At 72.2% G+C, this 25,755-nt stretch carries 20 protein-coding genes and 1 pseudogene; 11 read left to right on the top strand and 10 right to left on the bottom strand.

The window, feature by feature from the left end:
- Positions 1 to 222 precede the first annotated feature (222 nt).
- Positions 223 to 816 (top strand): TetR/AcrR family transcriptional regulator, encoded by a 594-nt coding sequence (locus ACH4J0_RS36615; RefSeq protein WP_396245502.1) that lies wholly within the window; start codon positions 223 to 225, stop codon positions 814 to 816.
- Between the two features lie 182 nt (positions 817 to 998).
- Here ACH4J0_RS36615 and ACH4J0_RS36610 read toward each other — a convergent pair whose 3' ends face one another.
- Complete coding sequence (locus ACH4J0_RS36610; protein WP_396245501.1) at positions 999 to 3,779, bottom strand: AAA family ATPase; 2,781 nt, start codon at positions 3,777 to 3,779, stop codon at positions 999 to 1,001.
- A 157-nt stretch (positions 3,780 to 3,936) separates the two neighbouring features.
- Here ACH4J0_RS36610 and ACH4J0_RS36605 point away from each other — a divergent pair, with 157 nt between their 5' ends.
- Together ACH4J0_RS36605 and ACH4J0_RS36600 are read left to right on the top strand one after the other, a co-directional pair.
- Positions 3,937 to 4,851: an MBL fold metallo-hydrolase gene (locus tag ACH4J0_RS36605; RefSeq protein ID WP_396245500.1), complete on the top strand. Its 915-nt coding sequence runs from the start codon at positions 3,937 to 3,939 to the stop codon at positions 4,849 to 4,851.
- A 22-nt stretch (positions 4,852 to 4,873) separates the two neighbouring features.
- The gene (locus ACH4J0_RS36600; RefSeq protein WP_396245499.1) at positions 4,874 to 6,367 is read left to right on the top strand and encodes a carboxylesterase/lipase family protein; all 1,494 of its coding nucleotides are present in this window, start codon (positions 4,874 to 4,876) and stop codon (positions 6,365 to 6,367) included.
- Between the two features lie 158 nt (positions 6,368 to 6,525).
- Here ACH4J0_RS36600 and ACH4J0_RS36595 read toward each other — a convergent pair whose 3' ends face one another.
- The 3 genes from ACH4J0_RS36595 to ACH4J0_RS36585 all read right to left on the bottom strand — a co-directional run bounded on the left by ACH4J0_RS36595 (position 6,526) and on the right by ACH4J0_RS36585 (position 8,470).
- On the bottom strand, positions 6,526 to 7,434 hold the full coding sequence (locus ACH4J0_RS36595; protein ID WP_396245498.1) for an alpha/beta hydrolase: 909 nt from the start codon (positions 7,432 to 7,434) through the stop codon (positions 6,526 to 6,528).
- Positions 7,435 to 7,452: 18 nt separating this feature from the next.
- Entirely contained in the window at positions 7,453 to 7,611 is a 159-nt protein-coding gene (locus ACH4J0_RS36590; protein ID WP_396245497.1) for a hypothetical protein, read from the bottom strand.
- A gap of 97 nt (positions 7,612 to 7,708) precedes the next feature.
- Positions 7,709 to 8,470, bottom strand: coding sequence for an SDR family oxidoreductase (locus ACH4J0_RS36585; protein WP_396245496.1), 762 nt, complete (start codon positions 8,468 to 8,470; stop codon positions 7,709 to 7,711).
- 134 nt (positions 8,471 to 8,604) lie between these two features.
- Between ACH4J0_RS36585 and ACH4J0_RS36580 the strand changes: the two genes are divergently transcribed.
- A complete protein-coding gene (locus tag ACH4J0_RS36580; protein ID WP_396245495.1) occupies positions 8,605 to 9,528 on the top strand; it encodes a LysR family transcriptional regulator in 924 nt (307 codons plus the stop codon).
- Between the two features lie 373 nt (positions 9,529 to 9,901).
- On the opposite strand, the gene ACH4J0_RS36575 is transcribed toward ACH4J0_RS36580, so the two are convergent.
- The 6 genes and pseudogenes from ACH4J0_RS36575 to ACH4J0_RS36550 all read right to left on the bottom strand — a co-directional run bounded on the left by ACH4J0_RS36575 (position 9,902) and on the right by ACH4J0_RS36550 (position 16,139).
- Positions 9,902 to 10,885, bottom strand: a complete 984-nt coding sequence (locus ACH4J0_RS36575; protein ID WP_396245494.1) for a hypothetical protein — start codon at positions 10,883 to 10,885, stop codon at positions 9,902 to 9,904.
- Between the two features lie 136 nt (positions 10,886 to 11,021).
- Complete coding sequence (locus tag ACH4J0_RS36570; RefSeq protein WP_396245493.1) at positions 11,022 to 11,531, bottom strand: hypothetical protein; 510 nt, start codon at positions 11,529 to 11,531, stop codon at positions 11,022 to 11,024.
- Between the two features lie 163 nt (positions 11,532 to 11,694).
- Positions 11,695 to 12,110 (bottom strand): annotated as a pseudogene (locus ACH4J0_RS36565) (CBS domain-containing protein).
- Positions 12,111 to 12,866: 756 nt separating this feature from the next.
- The gene (locus ACH4J0_RS36560) at positions 12,867 to 13,163 is read right to left on the bottom strand and encodes a hypothetical protein (protein WP_396245492.1); all 297 of its coding nucleotides are present in this window, start codon (positions 13,161 to 13,163) and stop codon (positions 12,867 to 12,869) included.
- A gap of 262 nt (positions 13,164 to 13,425) precedes the next feature.
- Positions 13,426 to 14,784 carry a hypothetical protein gene (locus ACH4J0_RS36555; protein WP_396245491.1) on the bottom strand — a complete coding sequence of 453 codons (1,359 nt, stop codon included), beginning with the start codon at positions 14,782 to 14,784 and terminating at the stop codon, positions 13,426 to 13,428.
- A gap of 605 nt (positions 14,785 to 15,389) precedes the next feature.
- Positions 15,390 to 16,139, bottom strand: coding sequence for a FadR/GntR family transcriptional regulator (locus tag ACH4J0_RS36550; protein ID WP_396245490.1), 750 nt, complete (start codon positions 16,137 to 16,139; stop codon positions 15,390 to 15,392).
- Between the two features lie 212 nt (positions 16,140 to 16,351).
- Here ACH4J0_RS36550 and ACH4J0_RS36545 point away from each other — a divergent pair, with 212 nt between their 5' ends.
- The 7 genes from ACH4J0_RS36545 to ACH4J0_RS36515 all read left to right on the top strand — a co-directional run bounded on the left by ACH4J0_RS36545 (position 16,352) and on the right by ACH4J0_RS36515 (position 25,634).
- Positions 16,352 to 17,917: an amino acid permease gene (locus ACH4J0_RS36545; RefSeq protein ID WP_396245489.1), complete on the top strand. Its 1,566-nt coding sequence runs from the start codon at positions 16,352 to 16,354 to the stop codon at positions 17,915 to 17,917.
- 40 nt (positions 17,918 to 17,957) lie between these two features.
- On the top strand, positions 17,958 to 19,316 hold the full coding sequence (locus ACH4J0_RS36540) for a glutamine synthetase family protein (protein ID WP_396245488.1): 1,359 nt from the start codon (positions 17,958 to 17,960) through the stop codon (positions 19,314 to 19,316).
- A complete protein-coding gene (locus ACH4J0_RS36535) occupies positions 19,313 to 20,119 on the top strand; it encodes a gamma-glutamyl-gamma-aminobutyrate hydrolase family protein (protein WP_396245487.1) in 807 nt (268 codons plus the stop codon). Before ACH4J0_RS36540 ends, ACH4J0_RS36535 begins: the two co-directional genes overlap by 4 nt.
- The gene (locus ACH4J0_RS36530; protein WP_396245486.1) at positions 20,116 to 21,489 is read left to right on the top strand and encodes an aldehyde dehydrogenase family protein; all 1,374 of its coding nucleotides are present in this window, start codon (positions 20,116 to 20,118) and stop codon (positions 21,487 to 21,489) included. Before ACH4J0_RS36535 ends, ACH4J0_RS36530 begins: the two co-directional genes overlap by 4 nt.
- A gap of 5 nt (positions 21,490 to 21,494) precedes the next feature.
- On the top strand, positions 21,495 to 22,262 hold the full coding sequence (locus ACH4J0_RS36525; protein ID WP_360229456.1) for a 3-oxoacyl-ACP reductase: 768 nt from the start codon (positions 21,495 to 21,497) through the stop codon (positions 22,260 to 22,262).
- A gap of 240 nt (positions 22,263 to 22,502) precedes the next feature.
- A complete protein-coding gene (locus ACH4J0_RS36520; RefSeq protein WP_396245485.1) occupies positions 22,503 to 24,437 on the top strand; it encodes an SMI1/KNR4 family protein in 1,935 nt (644 codons plus the stop codon).
- 543 nt (positions 24,438 to 24,980) lie between these two features.
- Positions 24,981 to 25,634 carry a TNT domain-containing protein gene (locus ACH4J0_RS36515; RefSeq protein WP_396245484.1) on the top strand — a complete coding sequence of 218 codons (654 nt, stop codon included), beginning with the start codon at positions 24,981 to 24,983 and terminating at the stop codon, positions 25,632 to 25,634.
- The last annotated feature ends 121 nt before the right edge of the window (positions 25,635 to 25,755 follow it).

Here is a 25,755-nt window from a genome sequence, read left to right as displayed (position 1 = left end):
GCGAACAGGGGGCGGCGGCACTTGGAGGTCGCCCCGGTCGCGGAGGTGCCCCGCGCGTCCCATTGCCGGATGGGTCGGCAACGGGGCGGTGCGGTGCCGACGACGACCGTGCCGCCAAGGGACGTGCCGCTCGGGTGCTGACGACCTCATGAAAGCAGAACGAGTAAAAAGGTGCAACGACTCTACTTAGAGACCGGTTCGACTATCGGATAGGCTCTAGCCATGACCGCGCCCCACGTCAGTCGCCGAGACCGCAAGAAGGCAGCCACCCGGCAGGCGATCGCCGACGCCGCACTGCAGCTCTTTCTGGAACGTGGCTACGATCAAGTAGCCATCCGAGACGTCGCCGACGCCGCCGACGTGTCGACCGCCACGGTGTTCAAGCACTTCAGCGGCAAGGAAGCGCTGGTGTTCGACCAGGACCAGGACCGCGAGTCAGAACTGATCGCCGCGGTGCGGGAGCGACCCGGTGGCCAGAGCATCCTCGGTGCCCTCCGGCAGCACGTCCTCGACACCTGGCCCCCGATCGACGCACATCCTCAGGCGGCCGAGTTCACCGACCTGGTGGAGTCCACGCCGGTGCTGCGCGCGTACGCCGAACGGATGTGGACCCGGTACACCGACAGCCTCAGCGCAGCCATCGCCGACGAGGTCGGCGTGGACCACGATGACCCGGCCTGTACGGCTCTTGCTCGATTCGTGCTCGACATTCCGGCCCTCACTCGCGGCCGGCAAGACCGCCATGCCGCCGTCGAGGCGATCTTCGACATCCTCACACGCGGCTGGGAACCGCCCAGTGGGCCGCCTGCCCGGTAGCCCCCGCCGGCCCTGACCCGGTGATCGGCACTTCCCACCCAGCGGAGGAAGCTCAGGGGGTTCGACGCCGCCGAGTGGTCCCGGCGCGTCGCCGACCACCACGGCGACGTCACCGGGGTGGTGCGGGCCTGGCTGGTGGAGACCGGCCGCGGCCCCCACCTGGGCCCGGTCGGCGTCGACCGTCAGCTCTGAACTCCGGTACCGGGTAGGGCCCCTTCGAGCACATCCCGGATCTGTGAGCGGGCGGTGATGCCCAGCTTCGGGAAGACCCGGTAGAGATGGGAGCTGACCGTGCGCGGTGAAAGGAACAACCTCTCCCCGATCTCACGGTTCGTCAGGCCGCGGGCCGCCAGTCGGACGATCTGCTGCTGCTGGGGGCTGAGTTCGGCGAGGGCGCTGGGCACGGCGTCGGTCGCCTCGATGCCGGCGGCGCGCAGTTCCGCCCGGGCCCGTTCGATCCACGGCCGCGCGCCCAGCCGCTGGAAGGTCTCCAGAGCGGCGCTGAGCAGTGGGCGGGCTTCGGCGATACGGCGGCGGCGCCGGAGCCACTCCCCGTAGTCCAGCCGGGTCTGCGCCCGTTCGAACGGCCACTGCTCGCCGGCGGGGTCCGCGAGCGCCGCCCGGAAGAACGGCTCCGCGTGTTCGGGATCCGCCAGCAGCGCGCGGCCCCGGTCGATCAGTGCGGCCACCCGTGCCGACATGCCCGCACCGAGGCGGCGCGCCGACCGTTCCAGCAGCTCTGCGATGTGCTGCTGCTCTCCCCGGCGGACGGCCGCTGCGGCCAGTTCGGCCAGGACGGTGTGGGAGACGTGGTAGTGGACCGGTTCGCCGTCGGCGGTGAACGCGGCGCGGAACTGTGCGTACGCGGTGTCGTAGTCGCCCTCGGCCACGGCCGCCATCCCCAGGGCCCTGCGTGCGAAGACCGCGACGGAGCGGCTCTCCAGCGGGTCGACGAGGGACAGGGCGCGCTCGACGAGCCGGCGCGCGGCGGCGGGGTCGCCGAGGAGGCTGACCACCGTGGCGTCGAGTACACGGGCGCAGGCCTCGGCGTGGTCGAGTCCGGCCACCGACGCCGTGGCCGCGATGTCGGCCGCCACCGAGCGGGCCTCGGCCCACCGGCCCTGGTCCAGACGGGTCCAGCCGACCGCGCATCCGAGCCCGTCCGGGAACGGGCCGTGGGCCCGCCACTGGTCGAACGCCTCGTCGAAGGTCCTGGCGGCGAGGGCGGTTTGGTCGAGCAGCCAGGCAACGATGGCGAGCGCGGTCAGCCGCTGGTGGTCGCCCTTGGTCTCGGCGATGAGCTCGGGCAGCACCGGCACGAGGGACGCTCCTGCGCCGGCGGGGTCGCAGACGGCCAGCACCCAGGCGTGCATCGCCGCACCGGCGGGCTCGTCGGGTACGCGGGACAGCAGGCTCCGGATCTGGTGGTGCTGGGAATCCTCGCCCGAGTAGTAGCGGACCACCGCGGCCGCGGCCAGCGCGTCGAGCAGGACGGAGGAGTCCGTGTCCGCCTCCCTGGCCACGCGCATGAGCTGGGCGAACGCCGTCGTGTGATGGGAGCCGAGGGACATGAGCCGGCCGGTGGCCAGCGCGGCTTCGCGCAGGAGCACCGGATCGTCGGAGCAGTCGCGGACCGCGGCGGCCAGGTGTTCCACCCACCCGAGTTGACCCGTGAAGACGGCGTCGGCGGCGGCTTCGCTGAACAGGCGCGCCCGGTCCTCGCGGCGCGGGCTGAGTTCCGCGGCGCGCTGCCGGGCCGCGGCAGCGGCCGCGAAGCCGCCGCGGCGCCGGGCCCGGTCGGCCGTGTGCTGCAAGGCGGTCGACACGTCCTGGTCAGGGCCGACCGTCGCGGCGGCGAGGTGCCAGGCGCGGCGGTCCGGTTCCTCACGCAGCAGTTCCGCGAGGGCGAGGTGCGCCCTGCGGCGGTCCCCGAACGACGAGGAATGGTAGACGGCGGAGCGGGCGAGCGGGTGGCGGAAGGAGATCACGGATCCGTCCCGACGTACGAGCCCGGCCCGGTCCGCGGGCTCCCATGCCCGGTCGTCGGTTTCCGGGAGGCCCATGGCGGCTGCCCTGGCGTCCGCCGCGTCGGCAGCCGCGAGGCGCAGCAGGATGCGGCGGGTCGCTTCCGGCAGGTCCGCCGCGTGCTCCGCGAAGATCCGTTCCAGGCGGTCGGTGACCGGCAGCGGTCCCTCCAGGCCGATGGCCCCGGGGCCCCGCAGTGCGGTGGCGCGGGCGAGTTCCACCAGGGCCAGCGGGTTGCCGGCCGCCTCCTCCAGGATCCGCACCCGGGTTCGGCCGGCAGGCGGTGTGGGCTGCCGGTCGAGCAGCCGGTTGGCCGCCTCCCCGTCCAGCGGGCCGAGTTCGAGGCACTCGTACTCCCCGTCGAAGCCGGGCAGAGCGGCCGCCGTGCGGACCCCGACCAGCAGGGTCACGGGCTCGCTGTCCATGCGTCGTGCCACGAAGGAGAGGACCTCCAGGGACCCGCGGTCGATCCACTGGGCGTCGTCGACGACCACCAGCAGCGTTGCCGTCTCCGCTACGCGCGACAGCAGGTTCAGGACCGCCAGACCCACCACCATCGTGCCGGGGGCCTCGGCACACTCGTCGAGCCCCAGGACAGCACGGAGCGCGCCGCGCTGCCGTGCCGGTAGACCGGCCGCCGCACCGAGCACCGGACGCAGCATCTGGTGGAGACCGGCGAATCCGAGATGCGCCTCGGACCGGCTCCCCACCGATCGCAGCACCCGGGTACCCGCCCTTCGCGCGTGGTCGGCCGCGATGTCGAGCAGCGTGCTCTTTCCGGCACCGGGGTCACCCGTGACGATCAACACGCCACTGCGGGACCGATGAGCGCCGACATGCCGGATTATCTCCGCGGTCTCGGCTTCCCGGCCCACCGGGGTCACCCCGGAATTCCGGGCCGAGCGCTTCTCCCCGCGAGCCCTCCCATCGCTTTCCACGGACACTCCAGGGAATCGAGACTCCCCGGATCCTAACGCGGGGGTACCGCGGTGCCCGGACCGGGGTGCAGCCAAGTGCAGTCACGTGACTGATACCGCGCCCACCGGAGTGGCTCGTACGGTCGGACCGATCCTCCGGACTCCAAGGAGACCCCCCATGGAACAGATGACCCTCGGCGACGTCTCGATCACCCGGGTCTGGGAATACTTCGGCTCCGTCGACATGACGCCCGACACCTTCTTCCCGGAAAGCTCGAAGGAGGTCTGGGAAACCGGTGCCGAATGGCTGGCTCCGCATTTCCTGGATTCCGGTACCAACACCGTGAAATCCGCGATCCAGACCTGGCTGCTGCGCAGCGAGGGCAGGACGATCCTGGTCGACACCGGGGTGGGCAACCACAAGGACCGTCCCTACGCCCCGGTCTGGAACCGCCTCGAGACGGACTTCCTGGCCAACCTCGCCCGCGCCGGCGTCCGGCCCGAGGACGTGGACGTCGTGATCAACACGCACCTCCACATCGACCACGTCGGCTGGAACACCCACCTGGACGGGCGACAGTGGGTGCCCACGTTCCCGAACGCCACGTACCTGATGCCGAAGGCCGACTTCGACTTCTGGAACCCGGAGAACGGGCACGAGCCCCTCCTCGGCCGCGGCAACCAGAACGTCTTCGAGGACAGCGTCGCCCCGGTGCACCGGGCCGGCCGGACCCTGCTGTGGGAGCACAGCCACCGGATCGACGCGAACCTGCGCCTGGACGCCGCTCCCGGCCACACGCCCGGCTCCTCCGTGCTGACCCTCACCTCGGGGACGGACCGCGCGGTGTTCGTCGGTGACCTGCTGCACAGCCCGGTGCAGATCCTCGAACCGGACGCCAACAGCTGCTTCTGCGAGGACCCCGTCGAAGCCCGCGCCACCCGCCGCAAGGTCCTGGGCTGGGCGGCCGACAACAACGCCCTCGTCGTCCCCGCCCACCTGGGCGGCCACGGCGCCGCCGAAGTCGTGCGCGAGGGAAGCGCCTTCTCCATCAAGGGCTGGGCGCCCTTCGCCCCGTCCACCGCGCAGGGCTGAAACACCCCGAGAGGCACCAGAGATGAACCACCGCTCCGAACCCGTCGTGACGACCGCGCAGGGAGCCGTCCGCGGTCTGCGCCGGAACGACGGCACGGCCGTGTTCCTGAACATCCCCTACGCCGCTCCGCCCGTGGGCGCCGGCCGGTTCGCGCGCCCGCTGCCGCACGAACCGTGGGAGGGCGTACGCGACGCCACCGTACCGGGCCCCAACGCTCCTCAGTCCGAGCGCAAGCTCGGCAGCATCGACATGGCCCCCTACTTCGGCACCGGCTGGAGCCGCGGCGGGGACTACCTCACCGTCAACGTGTGGACGCCCGCCGCGCATCGGGCCGGCCTGCCCGTGATGGTGTTCGTCCACGGCGGCGGATTCGTCGCCGGCTCGACGCGCTCCGCGCTGTATGACGGGTCCGCCTTCGCCCGTGACGGCGTCGTCCTCGTCACGCTCAACTACCGGCTCGGCATCGCCGGATTCCTCGACCTCCCCGGCGCCCCCGCCAACCGCGGTCTGCTCGACGTCGTCGCGGCGCTGTCCTGGGTGCGGGAGAACATCACCGCGTTCGGCGGCGACCCGGACAACGTCACGCTCTTCGGCCAGTCGGCCGGGGCCACCATCGTCGGCGGCGTCCTCGCCGCCCCGGCGGCCGTGGGGCTGTTCCGCAGGGCGATCGTGCAGAGCGGCAGCGGCCTGGGGGCGTTCACCACCGAGCAGGCCGCCCGCGTGACCGCGGCGGCCGCCACGGCACTGGGCGTCGAACCGCACGCGGACGCCTTCGCGCGGCTCTCCGACGAGCGTCTGGTGGAGGCGGCCTCCGGACTCGTGGGCATCGACCTGCGGACCGACACCCACCGCGACCCGCTGATCGGCCTCAGTCCCTTCAGCCTGGTCCTGGACACCCAGCCCGCCGTGTCCGTCGCCGCCGGACACGGCGCCGGCATCGACCTGCTCGTCGGAACCAACACCGAAGAGGGCCTCCTCTACCTGGTCCCCGTGGACAAGTACGCCTCTTCGACCGCCGAGGACGTGGCCGACGCGGCGGCGCGCTCGCACCCGAACCCGGCGCGCCTCGTCGAGACCTACCGCTCGACACGTCCCGGGGCGTCCCACGGCGAACTCCGCTCCGCCGTCATGGGCGACGCGCTGTTCGGCGCGGGTAGCAGGGCCCTGGCCGACGCCCACGCCACGCAGCCCGGATCCACCACCTTCGCCTACGAGTTCGCCTGGCGCTCGCACGCCCTGGACGGAGAACTCGGCGCCACGCACACGGTCGAACTGCCCTTCGTCTTCGATCTCGCGCACCTCCCGCAACTGCGGGGCCCCGCCTCCCTGCTCGGCCCCGACGAGCCCCCCACGGACCTCGCGGCCCGCATGCACGGGACCTGGGTCCGGTTCGCCACCACCGGTGATCCCGGCTGGGACCGGTACGACACCGAACGCCGGGCCACGATGCGCATCAACGCCGAATGGTCCCAGGTCGACGACCCCCGCAGTCAGGAGCGACGGGTCTGGAGCTGACACCCGCCCGGGCCGGCCGAGTACGGATCTCGGCCTCGCCCGGGTTGGTCCGGCTGCCCGCACCCGTGCCAGGACGTCGCGCGGGCCCAGTGGACGCGGTTCGAGGTCCTCGACGCCGAGCACGTCGATGTCTGTGCAGCGGTGGAAACGTACGGCTTTCACGGGCGTTTCTCCGGCTGGACATGGCCGTTGATGAAGGCAGCGACCTGGTCGAGGGCCTGCGCCGCCTCGTCGACGAGCGGGGCGAAGCCCTGGAAGACGTGTGGCGCTCCGGGGAAGGTCCGCAGGGTGACCGGGACGTCGGCGTGGGCGGCCCGCGCAGCAAGCCGCAGGGCGTCGTCGAGCAGGATCTCCCGGCCGCCGGCCTGGACCAGCAGCGGTGGCAGTCCGTGCAGATCGGCGTGCAGCGGACTGGCCAGCGGGGTGCGTGGATCCGCCCCGGCGAGGTAGTCGGCGGCCCGGGTCCGAAGGGCCCGGCGGGTGAGCGCCGGATCCGCGTCGGCCCGGGTGGTCATGGAACCGCCGGACTGGGTGAGGTCTGTCCACGGGGACAGGACGCTCGCGGACGAGGGCTGCGGCAGCCCCGCGTCCCGGATCGCCAGCAGTAGGGCGAGGGCGAGGCCGCCGCCGGCCGACTCGCCGACGACCGCGACCGACCCGGCCCGGGTGCCCTCGTCGAGTAGTGCCCGGTAGGCGGCCAGCGCGTCGTCCACGGCGGCCGGGAAGGGGTGTTCGGGGGCGAGCCTGTAGTCGACGGACAGGGCGGTGGCCGCGGTGCGCCGGGCGATCTCGGAGACCAGGCCGACGCCGGCGGCGGCGGAGCCGATCGCGTAGGCGCCGCCGTGGAAGTACAGCAGGGTGCCGGCTGTCGGCGCGCTGGCGCCGGCGCGCACCTCGACGGCGGGCACCCCGCCCAGCTCGGTGGTCCGGGTGCGGACGTCGTCGGGCAGCGGCGCGGCGCCGAGCATCTCCTCGAAGACGCGGCGCATCTTGGCCACGTCGCCGCCCAGGTCCAGCGGAGAGTTCAGCAACAGGTCGGAGACGGAGTCCAGCTGACCGCGGGTCATGACGTCTTTTTCCATTCGTCAGGGGGATCGATGTGATCGGTGATGGAACGGGTACGGGGCGGCCCACGCCCGGGCGACGTTCAGGACCTCCTCGAAGCCCGTGCGTCGCACGAAGTCCGTGCGCGCCTCCAGCGCGGCGGAGTCGGCCTGTTCGACCAGGGACTCGGCCAGGTCCACCACGCTGCGGAAAGGGCGCTCGCCGAAGGGCAGGGACAGGAGCCTGGTGAAGGGGAGGAACGGAGAGGGAGAACGGCGGCGGAAGTGGGGGAGGGGGTCAGGCGATGCCGCCGTTGCTGAACAGCACTTGGCCGTTGATCCAGCGGCCGGCGGGGCCGGCCAGGAAGGAGACGGCCTCGGCGATGTCCGCGGGGGTGCCGAGCCGCTCCAGCGGTGCGGCGGCGGCGATCCGGGCGATCAGCTCCTCGCTCTTGCCCTCTACGAACAGCGGTGTGGCAGTGGGCCCGGGGGCCACCGCGTTGACGGTGACGTCCCGGCCGCGCAGCTCGCGTGCCAGGATCAGGGTCATGGCCTCGACCGCGCCCTTGGTCGCCGCGTAGCCGCCGTAGTCGGGCTGCTGGAGCCGGGTCACCGAGCTGGAGAAGTTGATCAGCGCGCCGCCGGGGCGCAGCGTGCGGGCGGCGAGCTGGGAGACCACGAAGGTTCCCCTGACGTTGACCCGGTGCATACGGTCGAAGGCTTCCGGCTCCATCTCGGCGAGCGGGGCCAGCAGCATGATCCCGGCGGTGTTGACGACCGCGTCGACGCCCCCGAACCGTTCCTCCGCGGCGTCGAAGAGCCCGGCCATCTCCGTCGGCTCGGCGACATCGCCGGGCAGGGCCACAGCCGTTCCGCCGGCTGCGGTGACCGACTCGACGACCGCCCCGGCCTTCGCCGCGCTGCCTGCGTAGTGGACGACGACGGCCATGCCGTCCGCGGCCAACCGGCGCGCGACCGCGCCACCGATGCCGCCCGAGCCGCCGGTCACCACGGCCACCCTGGGCCGGCCGGATCCGTTCTGCGATACCGCGCGGTTCATGGCTGCTCCTGATTCGGCATCCGGACGGACGCCTGGCACTGGGGGAGTTCGCGGGCGGTCGCCCGACGACGGGATCAACACTCCTCCACGTGTGTTTATTTGTCTAATGCATCATAGAAATATAAATTATTCACATGGTGCATATTGAACGGGTCGACCTCAACCTGCTGCTCCCCCTCGCCGCACTGCTGGAGGAGCGGCATGTCTCACGCGCAGCCGAAGTCGCCGGGATGAGCCAGCCGGCGATGAGCCGGGCCCTGCAACGGCTGCGGGACACCCTCGATGACGAGCTGCTGGTGCGTACGCCGGGCGGGTACCGGCTCACCCCGCGGGCCGAGCGCGTCCAGCGTCAGCTGCGGGCGGTCCTGCCGCGGCTGGAGAGCCTGTTCGCCCCGGAGGGGTTCGACCCCGCCGAGGCCGCCGAGGCCTTCCGGGTCGCGGGGACCGACTTCACCCAGGTGTTCGCGCCCGCGGTCTTCCAGCGTGTGTTCCGGGAGTCGCCGCGCTCCACACTGCACTTCCGCACCTGGCACGACGCCATCTTCGAGGACCTCGACCGGGGGGTCGTCGACCTGGTGTTCTTCGCCAGATCAACGCCGGTCACCGCCCTGCACACCGAGCACCTCCTCGACGACCGGTTCGTCTGCGCGCTCTCCGCGGACCATCCGCTCGCCGAACGTCCGGCGATTGCCCTGGAGGAGTACCTGGACGCCACCCATGTCATCGTCGGCACCATCGGCGAGCGTCAGACCGCGATCGAACAGCGCCTGGAAGACCTCGGAGAACGCCGCCGGGCCGGACTGACCGTCCCCTACCATTCCCTGGCCCTGCGCTCGATCCCGGGCACCCGGCTGATCCTCACACTGCCCGCGCGGCTGCTCGCGGTGCAGCACCCGGACCCCGGCATCCGGATCCTGCCCGCTCCCGAGGAAGTCCGCCCACTGGGGTACCAGATGGCCTGGCACCCCCGGCTCGACGGTGACCTGGGGCAGCGCTGGCTCCGGAACGCCATCCGTGCCGTCACCTCCGAACTGCCGGAGCCGCCCCAGCACTTCTGACGCAGCGCCCATTATTCCGGGTTCGGCCGGGCGTACACCGTCGGCACGGGCACGACGAACCGCACGCCGTCCACGGAGGCAACCCCCTGCCGTCCACTGACTGGTGGACCTCGGGTTCAACCGGCCGGACGTGTCGGCTACTGCCCTTGACAGCCCAGGATCTCCGGTATGAGTCAACTCCCTGTCCAGATAACAGCCCGAACCGAACCGGCCGGACTCCGCATCATCGTGGTCGACGACCACACGGTCATGCGCGCCGGAGTCGTCGCCCTGTTGGCCTCGGAACCCACCATCGACATCGTCGGGGAGGCCGGCCGCGCCGCCCTGCTGGAGGGTGTCGGCGACGGCCTGGCCGGTGGGTCGCGGTGGTGTGTCAGGGGCAGGTCTTGTCCGGGTGGTCGTGGGTGATGGCGCAGATCATCGCTTTGGCCCGGCCGTTGTTCGGGTACTTGCGCTGGAGCTCGTCCTTGAACTCCTTCCACTGGCGTGCGATGTCCGTGACGGCGAGGTCGTAGGCGTGGTCGAAGTTGCGGCCGGTGCTCGAACGCGGACTGTCCTTCGTGTCCTTGTTCAGTACCCCGTCGTGGGTGACGCGGTTCGTGCAGTCGGAGACCGTCCCGGTGTGGTCGCGGTCCGGATAGCAGCCGGTCGACAGGTCGTGCGGGATGTGGCCGGTGGCGTCCTTGACCCAGTCGGCCCTGCTCATGGAGCTGTAGCGGGCGATGGAGAAGAACGCGGGGAGGTCGGTCCTTCCCAGACCCGGGGGGTTCTTGACGCCGACGGCTCCTGGTGCGGCCTGGTCGGCCCAGTTGCTGTGGGCGTAGAAGTCCTCGATCTGGTGCCAGCCGCGGCCCAGGTCCTCCAGCACCTCGCACTTCGCCCGTCCCGGTTGGTCGTTCCACGTACAGGCCGGGGACATGGAGGTCTGGGCGGCGATGACGTGCCCGTTCGCGTCGACCAGCCGGTCCGCGGAGGCGAGGGCCCTCTTGACGTGGTCGATGGAGCTCTCGACGCAGTCGATGATCTCGGCATCGGCCTGCGCGCGGGTTCGGGGGTAGCGGTTGTCGTACCGGTGGTCGAGGTAGTCGGCGTTGTCGCAGTGGAGCTTGCCGATGCCGAAGTACTGGCCGTGGTCGTTGGCGACGATCGCGCCCGAGTTCCCGTCCGCCATCGCCGTCAGCGAGTTCGGGTGCCAGCCCCCGGGCCCCAGGGCGGCCCGGGTGATCTTCTCGTGGTTCCCCCCGCTGAAGGCATGCGCCGGTGTCGCGGCGCCGAGGACGGCGGAACATAACAGCGCGAGGCAAGCGGCGCCGGGAGCGCGCAGACGCTGTCGGCGGGAAGCGGAGGTGGGATTCATGAGGTCTCCAGGTGTGCGATGGACGTCTCCGATGGGCGCGCATCCGGGCGCGGCTCCCTGTCATATAATCATGTACATGACAGAAGCGCCCTGGAACCGCCACAGAGCGGTGCCAGCGGCTACCGGGGTGGCACCGTCAGCCTCGCCCGCCGGGATCGGTGGCGAGGCGACCGAGCATCGACATCACGGTGATCCGCGCATCCTTGTCGTTCGTCACCGCGCAGTGGGCATCGACGGCTCGCTCGTCCGGTGCCACATCCGGCTCGACCAGGCCCACCCCGATCAGGTCGACGGCGTACTCGCGGCACCGCAGGTAGTCCGCTGCTGCGCTCACGGCTTCGACGTGGTCGATGCGGCCAGGGTCCTCGGCGCGCAGCCGCGCCGGGGTGGGCACCGGGCCCAGTACCTCCTCGACCCATTCCGAGACGGCTCCCCGGGAGCAGCCCCGCTCCAGCTCCGAAGAGGCCGCCGCAGTGAGCGCCAGGTGAATGACGAGCGACCCGAACCAGGCGGCGGCCTCGGTCGGAGGCGTGCCCGTGCCGGCCGGCGGCATCACGGCCCGGTACAGCGCAGCCGGGTCATCGACGTGCGCGGCGGCGACGACCGCCTTCACCGCGTTGCCGAGGGCAGCCTGATCGATGGTCATGTCGGCGCTCTCCCCACAGTTGGCAGCCGTCAACCTACCGCTTGCCCGCGATCCGCGGCCCCGGCTGCGCAGGTGTCACGCGCCCGCCGTCGAGGCCCGCTGGGTGAGGGGCCGGCCGGCCCACGGGGAGGGGTGGGCCGGCCGGTGGGTAGCGACGGCGTGGTCAGTCGGTGGAGATGGCCTGGAGGAGGTCTCCGGCCTTGGCGTCGGGCAGGGCGCGGGCGACGTCGGCCAGGGCGACGATGCCGACCAGCCGGTGGCCGTCGATGACGGGCAGACGGCGCACCTGGTGGGAGCCCATGGTGCGCAGGATCTCGTGGGCGTCGTCGTCGGCCCCTATGGTGACGGCCTCGCCCTGCGCGAGTTCGCCGGCCTTCACCTGGGTGGGGTCCTTGCCGACCCCGGGGACCTTGACGACGATGTCGCGGTCGGTGAGGACCCCTTGAGCCTGTCGTCGGTGCCGCAGATCGGCAGCGCGCCGACGCCCAGCTCGGTCATCTTCCTCGCCGCCTCCAGGACGGCTTCCCGCTCGCCGATGCACTCGGCGCCCTCGGTCATGATCTCGCGGGCCGTGGTCATGGCGTTCTCCTCTCGTTGCAGGGGCTGCCGGACGCACCTCGCTGGGCTGCGCGGGGTCTGAGGGCCCCGTGGTGGCGCTGCCGGTGCCGTCCGGCCTCTCGCCAGCTCGGCTGCCCAGCGATGCTCAGGTCATGCCTGCGGGTCCGGCCCCACGCCGTGCCTGCCGGCCGCGCCCGCCCCGGCGGCGACCACGCGGGCGCCGTCCGGATCGGCGGTTCCGGTACGGTGCCGCCCCCGCACTCGTCGCCGCTCTGCAGGCCACCCTCGGCGCGAACCTCGTCGCGCCGATGAACAAGGCGCGTTGCGGAGCCATCCGGCAGCCGGGGGTACTGGAGCTGCCTTCTGCAGCGACTGAAGCGACTCACGCCCGACAGTGCGCCAGCGTCGAGGACTGGTGCTGCGTGTCGGCGCAGCCGTGCGCCCACTGTTCGCCGTGGCATGGCGTAGGCAGGCATCCTGATGACGCCGGGCGGCCAGGAGGAGCTGGTCCCGGGCGGCGGCGACGGCGATGAGGAAGCCGGCCCGGTCGGCGGCGGTGCCAGGGACGCTGTCGGTGCCAGGGACGCTGTCGGTGGCGTCGGCCATCGCGGTACGCAGTACCTGGTGGACGGTCAGCAGGGCCCCACGCCCGTCAGCGGCTGTACGGGCCGCCGCTCACCGTCCCCGCACCGCGAGAGGTCTCGATGGCGACCGGAGACCAGCGCTACACCGTGGTGGTCCTCGGCACCGGCAGCCGTCCCCCGGCACGATCCGGACTCACAGCCAGGCGAGCAGGAGACCGGGGACGCACACGACGGCCGACACGGCGATGACGAGCAGGAACGGAGACAGGAACAGGAACACCCACAGACCGCTGGACGACAGCAACGCGTGCCGGGACCACTCCACGGCGCTGTCCTCGTCCGGCAGCGCCAGGACCGTTCGGCTCTCCCGGAACGGTCTCGAGGTCGTGTAACGCCGGGTCCGGCCCTCCAGGTCGGTGAAGAGGTAGACCCGGGTGGTGGGCGCGATCTCCCGGACGGCCATCGTCAGCCACGCCGCCAGAAGCACCACCACCCCGGTCCAGCCCGTCCCGCCGAGGTAGGGCGCCGTTGTCGTACCGCTCGTTGCGAGACGCGCCGAGAGGCGCCGCCCCCGGGACGGCACGTTCGTTGAACGTGGTCGGGCGCACCGAGCGGGGCGGGCCCGACGGCTCCTGCTGCGGTCCACGGTTCACTGTCAGCGCCGGCACGTTCCGCCGGCTCATGTCCTGGTGGGGGCAGTGGCCCGAACGTCGTTTCGCTCCCCCCGACCGGTGCCCTCCACGCCCTCACAGTCAGGCGTGCCTGGGCGGTGGGTTGCTCGGGGTTGTCATGGGCGGCGCACGGTCGCCGTCGGCGCCGGTGTCGAGGAACTCCCGGACGGCGAAACCGAGGGCCACGAAGAAGGTGATCCACAGCACCACGGTCCAGGTCGGATAGGACCAGGTGGCCAGGACCACGGCGGCGGCCAGCAGGATCGCCGCACCGATCCATTGCTTGAAGCGGTGCACGAAGGGTCCGACCGGGCCGAGTTTCATGCCGAGCGAGTACAGCGCGTCGCGCAGCGAGCCGATGATGCGCCGGCAGGCCACGCGCACCGCGACGGCGGGTCGCGACGGTCCGATCAGGAACGCACCGACGGCGGTGACCACGGCGACCGCGCCGACCGCCCGGATAGTGGCCCGCATGAAGCGGATGAGGGTGTCGTACAGGGTGCCGGCGGCCGCCTGGTTGGCGCCCGGTGGCAGGTGGTCGAGGTAGATCGCGCGGAAGACCGTGAGCACGATGCCGAGCAGCAGCATGGCCAGCGCCACCCCGACGGCGGCGCCGATGAGCGCGCGGCGCCGGTTGACGGCCAGGAAGACGCCGGCCGCCGCGATCAACACGGTGACGATCGGCAGCCAGGCGCCCATGATCTCCAGCAGCCGGAAGTACGTCTTCACCTTGCCGACGTCCTTCGACTGGAAGACCACGAAGTTGGTGTGGACGTCCGGGATCCTGGCGGCCGGGCCGAAGCCGGCGTTGACCAGTTCGTCCTTCACCTTCGCGATGATCGGCGCGATGTCGATGGAGACCTGGTTGTTCTCCAGCACGACGGCGCCGCCGCCCTTGCCGGTGAGCGCCTTGTCGAGGGCGGTGTGGACGAGCCGGTTGGCGTCGACCCAGATGGTGGCGAACTGGTCGCTGGTGACGACCTTGTTGACGACCGTGCTCACCAGCTGGGTGAGGCCGCTCTTGATCGGCCCGCTCAGGTCGTTGATCAGGTTGGCGGCGTTCTGCGGCACGCCCTGTTCGGCGGCGGCATCGGAGAGCTGCTTGACCAGGGCGTTGACGTCGATCTGGTCGAGCACGACCTGGGTGACCCGGTTGGTGACGGCCTGCTGGATGTCGGGTTCGGTGGCCAGCGGAGCCATGGTCTGCACGTAGCGGTCGGTGTTGCCCACGTAGTCGGAGGTCCACACCGCCAGCACGGACAGCAGTGACAGCACGGAGGCGATCACGATGAGCACCACCGCGCCTGAGGTCCGCAGGCGGTGGTGCTCCTTCGCGGGCGCGGCCTCCAGCGCGGCGACCCGCTCCTGCAGTCGCGCGATCTCGTCTGCTCCCGCGCCCGTCCCCGCAGGCTGGGACGGGCTGCCGGCCGGTGGGTGCACCGGGGGCCTCTCAGGCGGACCCTGCCGGCCCGAGCCGCCACTGCTGTCACCACCGCCAGCGGGGCCGCCAGGGCCGGGTTCGGGTGGGGTCGACGCCATCGCTTCCTCCTCGAGTGGGTGGCCATCGACCACCGCGCGTGCTTTCAGGAGAAGCGAGGCGTGGTACGCGCACCACCGGGAGTCGGCGGACGGGTGGATGGTGGGCGCCCATCTGGTCCCAGAGGGGGCCGGTGACGCTCCCGCGCGCACCCGGGGACCGCCCGCCGCCTCCTGCGCCCGGACATGGCGCCGGCCCGTCATCGGACCAGGGAAAGGGACCGTAGGCACCCGTCACGACCGCTGGGCCGCGCCCAGCCCCTTCCGCGTTCGTCACCAATGCCGGACCCGCCGTCCCGGCGCAGTGCCGCGCCGGGACGGGACGTCTGCGCTGGTGGAGGCCGGCCAGTTCCTGCCCGCGGGGCCCGGACGGCTGGGCGGCGGCCCCTACGGGCGGCGCCCGCGGCACCTTGCCCTCGGACGGCCGGAGTGCGACGCCGAGCGGTCAGGCCGCGGGGAGGGCGTCGAACGAGAGCTCCGCCCGCCGGCCGGGCGCGCCCCGGCGGCTGTCAGGCCAGGAACCCCCGCAGCAGCGAGGCCGTCGCGGCGAGGTGTTCCTCGGTGGCGCGCCGGGCGGCCTCGCCATCGCCGTCGAGGATCGCCCGTACCATCGCCCGGTGCTGCTCGGCGGCGTGCTCGATGTTGCGGTCCAGCATGGGGATCGCGTTGAGCAGGTCGTTGAGCCGCATTCTCGCCTCGGCGATGGCCGCGGCGAGGGCGGGGGAGCCGGTGAGCTCGCCGACGGCGAGGTGGAAGCGCGAGTCGAGCTGGCGGTACTGCTCGGCCGGGGCTGCGTCCAGTTCGGTCAGCCGGTCCTCCAGGTGAGCGCGCTGCTCGGGGGAGAGGGAGCGCCGGGCGGCGGCCTCGGCGGCCCCGACCTCCAGGACCTGCCGGTAGGTCAGCGCGTCCTCCAGGGCGCCGCCGAGGTCGCGGGCGGCGCGGCGCAGGTCGGCCACGTCCGGTTCGGGCATCCGGTAGGTGACGAAGGTTCCGCCGTAGCGGCCGCGGCGGGGCGCGACGCAGTCGGCCTGCTGGAGCGTGCGCAGCGCCTCGCGCAGGGTCTCGCGGCTGACGCCGAGCCGGGCGGCGAGGTCGCGTTCGGCGGGCAGCCGGTCGCCGGGGCCGAAGACGCCGAGCTTGATCGCCTGGAGCAGCCGCTCGACGGTCTCCTCGAAGGCGTTGCCGGTCCGGATCGGGCGGAAGATCGTCCCGGTCTCCCAGTCGAGCCGTGCCTGCTCACGCGTCACGTCCACGTCCACGCCGGAATCGTACCTGCGAACGGATCTCCCGCACTCGTTCCCGTCCCACCCTTGACGCGGCCGCCGTCCAGCCGGAACGATGCTGCTCACCCACCCAATGGTCTGAATCCAGACCATTGAAGAGCCGTCAGACCGTCGAACCCGCCGGGGCGGGTGCGCCACGCCGTCGTGGCCGCGTGCACCCGGCACACCCTCAACCCCCAGGGGTGCCCATGACCGACGCACGCTCACCCGACCACCCTGGCCCCGCCGTGTTTCCGGTGGACTCATCCCCCGTTTCCGCCGACGAACAACGCCTCCGCGAGCTGGGCTACACCCAGGAGCTGGCCCGCTCGATGTCGGGCTTCTCCAACTTCGCCGTCTCCTTCTCCATCGTCTCGATCCTGTCCGGCTGCCTGACCCTCTACGGGACGGGGATGAAGACCGGCGGCCCGGCCCTGATCATCTGGGGCTGGCCGGTGGTCGGCCTGCTGACGCTCTGCGTCGGCCTCGCGATGGCCGAGATCTGCTCCAGCTACCCGACGGCCGGAGGGCTCTACTACTGGTCCGCCAAGCTGACCCGCACCCGCGGCCCGGCTTGGAGCTGGTTCACCGGCTGGTTCAACTTCCTCGGCCAGGTCGCGGTGACCGCCAGCGTCGACTACGGCGCCGCCTTCTTCACCAACGCCTTCCTCGAACTGCGCTACGGCTTGGCGGCCACCCCCGCGCACACCATGGAGATCTTCGCGGTCATCCTGCTGGTGCACGGCCTGCTCAACACCTTCGGGGTGCGCCTGGTCGCCGTCCTCAACAGCGTCTCCGTGTGGTGGCACCTGGCCGGCGTCGCGATCATCGTCGGCGCCCTCGCGCTGCTCCCCGAACGGCACGCCTCCGCCTCCTCCGTCTTCACGGAGTTCGTCAACCGGACCGGCTTCCACAGCCAGTTCTACGTCGCGATGCTCGGCCTGCTGATGGCCCAGTACACCCTCACCGGCTACGACGCCTCCGCGCACATGACCGAGGAGACCCAGGACGCCGCCCGCTCCGGCCCACGCGGCATCGTCAACGCCATCACCGTCTCGCTGGTGGCGGGCTGGATCCTGCTGCTCGGCATCACCTTCGCGATCCGCGACTACGACGGCGCGCTCGACAGCGTCACCCAGGTCCCGCCCGCGCAGATCTTCATCGACGCGATCGGCTCCGGCGGCGCCCAGTTCCTGCTGCTCATCGTCATCGGCGCCCAGTTCTTCTGCGGCATGGCCTCCGTCACCGCCAACTCGCGCATGATCTACGCCTTCTCCCGCGACGGCGCGCTGCCCGGCTCCCGCCTCTGGCACCGCATCTCCCCGCGTACCCAGACCCCGACCAACGCGGTCTGGCTGGCCACCGGCGGCGCCCTGCTGCTCGGACTGCCCGCGCTCTGGAACAACACCGCCTACACGGCCGTGACCTCGATCTCCGTCATCGGCCTCTACATCTCCTACGTCATCCCGGTGTACCTGCGGCTGCGCCAGGGCGAGGACTTCCCGCGCGGCCCCTGGCACCTGGGCCGCTGGAGCAGGCCGATCGGCGTCGTCGCCGTCGCCTGGACGGCGGTGATCAGCGTCCTGTTCATGCTGCCCACCGCCAGTCCGATCACCGCCGAGAGCTTCAACTACACCCCGGTCGCCGTGGTCGTCGTCGGAGGCTTCGCCGGCGCCTGGTGGCTGGCCTCCGCCCGGCACTGGTTCACCGGGCCGCACATCAGCGGCACGCCGTCCGCGCCCGACGCCCCGGCCGCCCGACCGGAGATCCGATGACCAGCCCGCAGTCCGCCCCCGACACCGAACGGGAGACCCGATGACCACCCCCCGGCTCACCCTCGACGAGCTGCGCAACCGCGTCGCCGACGGGTCCGTCGAGACCGTCGTGCTCGCCATGACCGACATGCAGGGGCGCCTCCAGGGCAAACGCGTCGCCGCCGACTACTTCCTGGACGACGTCGTGACCGGCGCCGCCGAGGGCTGCGGCTACCTGCTGGCCGTCGACGTCGACATGAACACCGTGGACGGGTACGAGGTCTCCTCCTGGGAGAACGGCTACGGCGACCTGACGCTGCGCCCCGACCTCACCACCCTGCGGACCGTCCCCTGGCACCCCGCCACCGTCATGGTCCAGTGCGACGTCGTCCACCACGACGGCACCCCGGTCGCCGTCTCCCCTCGCCAGATCCTCCAGCGCCAGCTCGACCGCCTGGCCGGCTACGGCTGGCAGGCCCAGGCCGCCACCGAGCTGGAGTTCATCGTCTTCCGGGACAGCTACGAACAGGCCTGGGACAAGGACTACACCCGCCTCACCCCGGCCAACCAGTACAACGTCGACTACTCCATCCTCGGCACCGGCCGGATCGAGCCGCTGCTGCGCCGCCTGCGCAACGGCATGGCCGGCGCCGGCCTGACCGTCGAATCCGCCAAGGGCGAGTGCAACCTCGGCCAGCACGAGATCGCCTTCAAGTACGCCGACGCCCTCACCACCTGCGACAACCACGCCGTCTACAAGACCGGCGCCAAGGAGATCGCCGCCCAGGAGGGGTGCAGCCTCACGTTCATGGCGAAGTACGACGAACGCGAAGGCAACTCCTGCCACATCCACCTGAGCCTGCGCGACGAGCAGGGCGCCCCGGTGTTCGCCGGGGACCGCCCGCACGGCTTCTCCCGCACCATGGAGCACTTCCTCGCCGGCCAGCTCGCCTGCCTCGCCGACCTCGCCCTGCTGTTCGCCCCCACGGTCAACTCCTACAAGCGCTACGTCCCCGGCAGCTTCGCGCCCACCGCCATCGCCTGGGGCCGCGACAACCGCACCTGCGCCCTGCGCGTCGTCGGCCACGGCCCGTCGCTGCGCTTCGAGAACCGCGTCCCCGGCGGCGACGTCAACCCCTACCTCGCGGTCGCCGCCCTGATCGCCGCCGGACTGCACGGCGTCGAGCAACAGCTCGAACTCCAGCCGGAGTTCACCGGCAACGCCTACGCCTCCGACGCGCCCCGGGTGCCCTCCACCCTGCGCGACGCGGTCGACGCCTTCGAACGCAGCGCCGTCGCCACCGAGGCCTTCGGCAAGGACGTCGTCCGGCACTACACCCACGCCGGACGCACCGAACTCGCCTCCTACGAGAGGGCGGTGACCGACTGGGAGCGGCGCCGCGGATTCGAGCGGCTGTGACCGGCACGGACGCGACACGCACCGCCCCGACACGCACCGACGCGACCGGCACCGACGCGACCGGCACCAGGGTGACCGCCACCCACGCGACACCACCCGAGCACCACCGACGCCCACTCATCGGCATCAGCAGCTACCGGGACGACGCCGCCTGGTCCGTCTGGAACCAGTGCGCCTCCCTCGTGCCCCAGACCTATGTCGACGCCGTCGTCGGCGCCGGCGGCACCCCGGTCCTGCTGCCGCCCCAGCCCGGCGGGACCGGCCACCTGCTCGACGTCCTCGACGGACTCGTCCTGGCCGGCGGACCGGACGTCGACCCGGCCCGCTACGCGGCGGCTCCCCACTCGCGCACCGGCCCGCCCCACCACGCCCGCGACGACTGGGAGAGCCGACTGCTGCACGCCGCCCTCGCCCGGGACCTACCGGTGCTCGGCGTCTGCCGCGGCATGCAGCTGCTCAACGTCGAACTCGGCGGCACCCTCGTCCAGCACCTGCCCGACGACAGCCACCAGATCGTCCCCGCCCGCTTCGTCCGCCACCGGGTCACCCCGGAGCGCGGCAGCCGGCTCGCCGCCGTCCTGGGGCCCGCCACCGAGGTCTCCTGCTACCACCACCAGGCCGTCGACCGGATCGGCACCGGCCTCAGGGCCACCGCGCACAGCGCCGACGGCACGGTCGAGGCGCTCGAACTCACCGGCCACCGCTTCGCCCTGGGCGTCCAGTGGCACCCGGAGACCGACCCCGACGACCTGCGCCTGTTCCACGCGTTCATCACCGCCAGCCAGAGGGAGACCGCCCGATGACCGAACCGGACCTCTTCGAGGTCGTCAACCCCGCCACCGAGGAGGTGATCACCACCGTCGAACTGGCCGGTCCCGCCGAGACCGACGCCGCCGTCGCCCGCGCCCGCGCCGCCTTCGACACCTGGCGCCGGGTCGCCCCCGCCGACCGCGCCCGACTGCTGCGCGCCTTCGCCGCCGCCGTCGACGCCGACCGCGAGCACCTCGCCGCCCTGGAGGTCGCCAACGCCGGGCACACCATCGGCAACGCCCGCTGGGAGGCGGGCAACGCGCGGGACGTCATCGAGTACTACGCCGCCGCTCCCGAGCGGCTGTTCGGCCGGCAGATCCCGGTCGCCGGCGGCATCGACGTCACCTTCCAGGAACCGATCGGCGTCGTCGGGGTCATCGTGCCCTGGAACTTCCCCATGCCGATCGCCGCCTGGGCCCTCGCCCCGGCACTCGCCGCCGGCAACACCGTCATCGTCAAGCCGGCCGAACTCACCCCGCTCACCGCGCTGCGCCTGGCCGAGCTCGCCCTGGCCGCCGGGATCCCCGAGGGTGTCCTCCAGGTCCTGCCCGGCCGCGGCCCGGTCGTCGGACAGCGCTTCGTCACCCACCCCGACGTGCGCAAGGTCGTCTTCACCGGCTCGACCCGGGTCGGCAAGGAGGTCATGGCGGGCTGCGCCGCCCAGGTGAAGCCGGTCACCCTCGAACTCGGCGGCAAGAGCGCCAACATCGTCTTCGCCGACGCGGACCTCGCCAGGGCCGCCGCGACCGCGCCCTACGCCGTCTTCGACAACGCCGGCCAGGACTGCTGCGCCCGCTCCCGGATCCTCGTCGAGGCCTCCGCGTTCGACGACTTCATGGCGCTCCTGGAGCCGGCCGTGCGCGGGGTGCGGGTCGGCGACCCGACCGACGAGAAGACCGAGATGGGCCCGCTGATCTCGGCCGCCCACCGCGAGCGGGTCTCCTCGTACGTCCCGGACGCCTCGGCCGTCGCCTTCCGCGGCAGCGCCCCCGACGGGCCCGGCTTCTGGTACCCGCCGACGGTCCTCGCGCCCGTGCGGCACGAGGACCGCGCCTTCACCGAGGAGATCTTCGGCCCGGTCGTCGCCGTCGTCCCGTTCCGCGACGAACAGGACGCCCTGCGCATCGCCAACGCCACCGAGTACGGCCTGTCGGGCTCCATCTGGACCAGGGACCTCGGCCGCGCGCTGCGCCTCTCGCGCGGCGTCGAGGCCGGCAACCTGTCCGTCAACTCGCACTCCTCGGTGCGTTACACCACGCCGTTCGGCGGCTTCAAGCAGTCCGGACTCGGCCGCGAGCTCGGCCCGGACGCCCTCGACGCCTTCACCCAGACCAAGAACGTCTTCATCTCCACGGAGGAATGATCAGCATGACCCAGCGACTCGACGGCCGCGTGGCCGTCATCACCGGCGCCGGCAGCGGCATCGGCCTGGCGACCGCCCGCCGCTTCGCCGCCGAGGGCGCGAAGGTGGTCTGCGTCGACCTCGACCCCGAGACCGGCGCCAAGGCCGCGAACGAGGTCGGCGGCCTGTTCATCCAGGCCGACGTCACCGACGAGACCGCGGTGCGCGACCTCTTCCAGCGGGCCGTCGACGAGTACGGCCGCCTCGACATCACCTTCAACAACGCGGGCATCTCCCCGCCGGACGACGACTCCATCCTCACCACCGGCCTGGAGGCCTGGAAGCGCGTCCAGGAGGTCAACCTCACCAGCGTCTACCTGTGCTGCAAATACGCGATCCCGCACATGCAGCGCCAGGGCAAGGGCTCGATCATCAACACCGCCTCGTTCGTCGCCGTGATGGGCGCGGCCACCTCCCAGATCTCCTACAGCGCCTCCAAGGGCGGCGTGCTGGCCATGTCCCGCGAACTGGGCGTGCAGTTCGCCCGCGAGGGCATCCGCGTCAACGCCCTGTGCCCCGGCCCGGTGAACACCCCGCTGCTCCAGGAGCTCTTCGCCAAGGACCCGGAGCGCGCCGCCCGCCGCCTGGTCCACATCCCGCTGGGCCGCTTCGCCGAGCCCGAGGAGATCGCCGCCGCGGTGGCCTTCCTCGCCTCCGACGACTCCTCCTTCATGACCGCCAACACCTTCCTCGTCGACGGCGGCATCTCCGGCGCCTACGTGACCCCGCAGTAGCCGCGCCCACCCCGGAGGACGCCGGTGGCACTGCCCCGGCTCACCCGGCGCGGGTGGGCCGGGGGCGGCCGGGCGGCGGTCACGGCCGCCCGAGCAGTCGGCGCCACGGGTCTTCGAACCTCATCGAGTCGCTTGAGCGGGCGGGCCGGCACCGCGACCGCGGACGTCCGGACGGCCCGTCAACCACTTGAGCCAGAAGGCGCGGTGAGGATGTCAGCGGTGCGTGCAAGGATCGCCGACATGACCGAAGAGACCTTCGACTGGCGCTCGTTCCTGACGCGGTGGAGCGAGGAATGGGCCGGTGCGTACGGGAGCCCGGACGAGCTTCCGGCCGCCGCCGACGAGACGCCGTGGCACGCGCGGTGGCTCGGCTCCGAGCCCGCGTCCGGGGAACGGATCGCGGTGGCCGAGGAGCGGTTGGGGCACCGGCTTCCGCCGTCCTACCGGGCGTTCCTGGGCGTCACCGACGGCTGGCGGCACGCGGGCGGCTTCGTCCAGCGGCTGGCCGGCAGCGGTGAGGCCCGCTGGCACGAGGACGCGTTCGGGCTCGGCGAGTACTACGGCGAGGGCGAACTCGAGGGCATGTGGGCGCGCGCTCTCCAACTGGACGTCGAGTCGGACATGACGACCGTCCTGCTGGACCCGCTCGCCGTCGGCGAGGACGGCGAGTGGGCGGTCTACTGCCACAGGTCGTGGGCACACAGCGCACCCACCAGGTACGGCTCCTTCCGGGAGTTCATGCTCGACATGTACCAGGAGTTCCACAGCCTCACCGCTCGTCGCCAGGGCCCGTCGTTCGTCAACGACACCACCCGTCGACTGGACGCCCAGGTGGAGACGGCCCGGCTGGACGCGCTGCGCGGGAAGCACGAGCGGGCGGCCGCCGCACTCACCGAGGCCGCCGGATTCGGCCGGCCCCGGGCACGCGGCATGGCCGACCAGCTGCGCCGCTTCCACGGGCAGGCGTACAGCGTGTACCACGGCGGACTGGCCCAGGACCCGCTCTACTCCGGCGAGTTCATCCCCCTCCTGGCGGCCGAGCACGTGGAACGGAGGTGGGACGCGGCCTCCTGGACCGGTCAGATGAGCTCCGGGTCCGACGAGCACCGGGAGGCAGCCGAGGAGATCCTGCGCGAGGTGACGGAACGGACGTTCCGCTACACCGCCCGGGGTCCGTTCGGCGAGGCCGTCGAGCGGGCCCGCGAACAGGCCCGCTGGGGTCGGACGGAGGCGGCCTGGCGGACGCTGCTCGCCGCGGTCCCCCGGTGGACACCGCTCGGGCCCGACCACCTCGCGCCGGTCGGCCCACTCGCCGACCCGTTCCTCGGTCCGCTGATCACACCGGAGCGGGGCCGGGAGCTGCTGGCCACCCCTCGGGGCCCGGAGGCGGTGGAGCACAGCGGGGAGGCCGGCGAGGCCCGGGTGGCCGAACCGGCGGACGGTCTCGTCTGGTTGGCCGAACCTCCGCCCCACAACAGCCGCCCCGAGTCGTACCGCTTCGTCCTGGTGGAGGGGGCCGGACCGGCCGAGCTGCCCGCGCGGCTGGGCGGTCAGGACGCGGTGCTGGACGCGCCGGTGACGTACTGGGAGCTCAACCGGCGAAGGTTCGGGGGAGGGGTGAGGTCGAGCTACGAGGACTGCGCGGTCGTCACCGTCGGCCACGCGGGGGACTCGGGTTGGAGCTTCGCCCTGGACCCGTTCGCGGCGGGTCACATCGCCTCCCGCTTCGTGTCTCCCGCCGCCGACGCCTCCCTGGGCGCGGCACCGCGGGGCGCGGCGTCGTCGGACGGCGGCGTGCCGTCCGGGGCCCGGGCCGTGGTGGTGTGGTGCGTACCGGAGCGCGGACTGTTCCACCTCTCCGTCGCCGAGCGGGGCATCGAGCAGTACGCCTTCACCGTCGACGGCCCCGAGGTCCGACGCAGCGGCGGCCCGATACCGCCCGGGCTCGACCCGGACACCCTGTTCGCCGCCCCGGCCGTCCCCGGCGAGGGCGCGTTGGACCGTACGGGCGAGCGCCGGGCGCTGACGGCGATCGCGGCCGAGTTCGGTGTGAGCCTGCCCCGTTTCGCGATCACCGAGGGCCGGCTGCACACCTTCACCACCCGCTCCTGGACCCGCCCGCCGGGGCCGGACGAGACCTACCTGTTCGTCAGCCTGGGGGGCCTGCCCGAGTAGGCCCCGACACCGACGGCCGTCAGTACTCCTGGGGCGGACTCGACCCGGACGTCACCCTACGGGCGGTCAGCGGCATCCGGATCCACCTCCGGCCCGGTTCGACGGCGAAGCTCCCCGCCCTCGTGCTGACCGGCTCATGATGTCGCCGCGGGCTTCACCTCCGCCCACTCATTCGGACGCGGTTCCGGCATGTCTGCTCGCACTCGTCGGTCTCCTTGGCTTCAGTGATCTCGTCATTTCGGCTGTTTCGCGGTCGTTCCCCTGCGGGTCGAGCGGCCATGTGCCGGACGTCGAGTTCGCGTGGGAGGTTCAGTGAGATCGTCAAGATGGTGTGTCGGCCTGGCAGCTGCGGTCGGCCTGGCCGGTTCCCTGGTCATGTGTCCTTCCGTCTCGTCGGCTGCGCCCGCGGTCGGGGACGGCCCTGGGGCCGGTGCCTTCGGGCAGGTCCGGTCGGGCGCGCCGGCGCCCGGGCCGGTGGGGTCGTCCGGGCAACTGGGGGACGGGGGTGACGAGCCCGGTCAGCCGCGTGTGTGCCGGGGCCTGGTGCCGTACCCCATTCCCGAGGCCTACCGCCCGTACTACTTCTGCGGTGACTGGCGGCTGGGCCCCAAGCGGCTGCCGACCCGCGGACTGCTGGGGAACATCCTCGAAGGCTATGACCGGCTCGGCGGGCTCACCGCTGTGGAGTTCCTGAACACGTGGTGGAATCCCGCCCTGGATTCGGGCCAGGGCGACTGGAACTACCCGCCCGACGACGGCTTCGCCCACGACGCCCAGGGCAGCGTGCTCGCAGCGCCGTTGCTGCTCCAGGCCGGCCAGGACCTGATGGTGGACCGGTTCGGCGCCGAGACGGGCCGGTTCCTCTCCCCGGCGGGCACGAAGTACGGGCAGCGGGCGATCCCGCCGTCGAGCCTCAACACCATCGACCCTCGCTACCCCTTCGACTACCACCTGTACCGGGTGGCGAAGGACGTCACCGTGTGCGCGGGGCCGGCCGCCCCGGCGTTCGAACAACCGGGCGGGGCCATTCAGTACGTGGCGTCGAGCAAGTTCTGCCCGAGCATCCCCTTCACCAACGTGGCCACGTTGGTCAGCAACGGCACCCTGGTGCGGGTGGAGACCCCGCCGGTGAAGGAGAAGGCCGCGCAGACGGAGGAGATGGTCGCGCCGATGGAGGTGAAGGCCACATCTCGGTGACCTCGCGACGTCGGGGGGCCGGGCCCGGGGGGGCGGGGCCCCCCCCGCGGGGGGGGGGGGCGCGGCAAGTGCCCCGTGACAGCAAACGCCCCCCAACCCGGCCCCCGGCCGCCCCCCCCCC

The sequence above is a fragment of the Kitasatospora sp. NPDC017646 genome (genome assembly GCF_044329365.1).
In the GTDB taxonomy this organism is placed as follows: Bacteria; Actinomycetota; Actinomycetes; order Streptomycetales; family Streptomycetaceae; genus Kitasatospora.
This window is presented reverse-complemented; position numbering and strand designations above follow the sequence as displayed.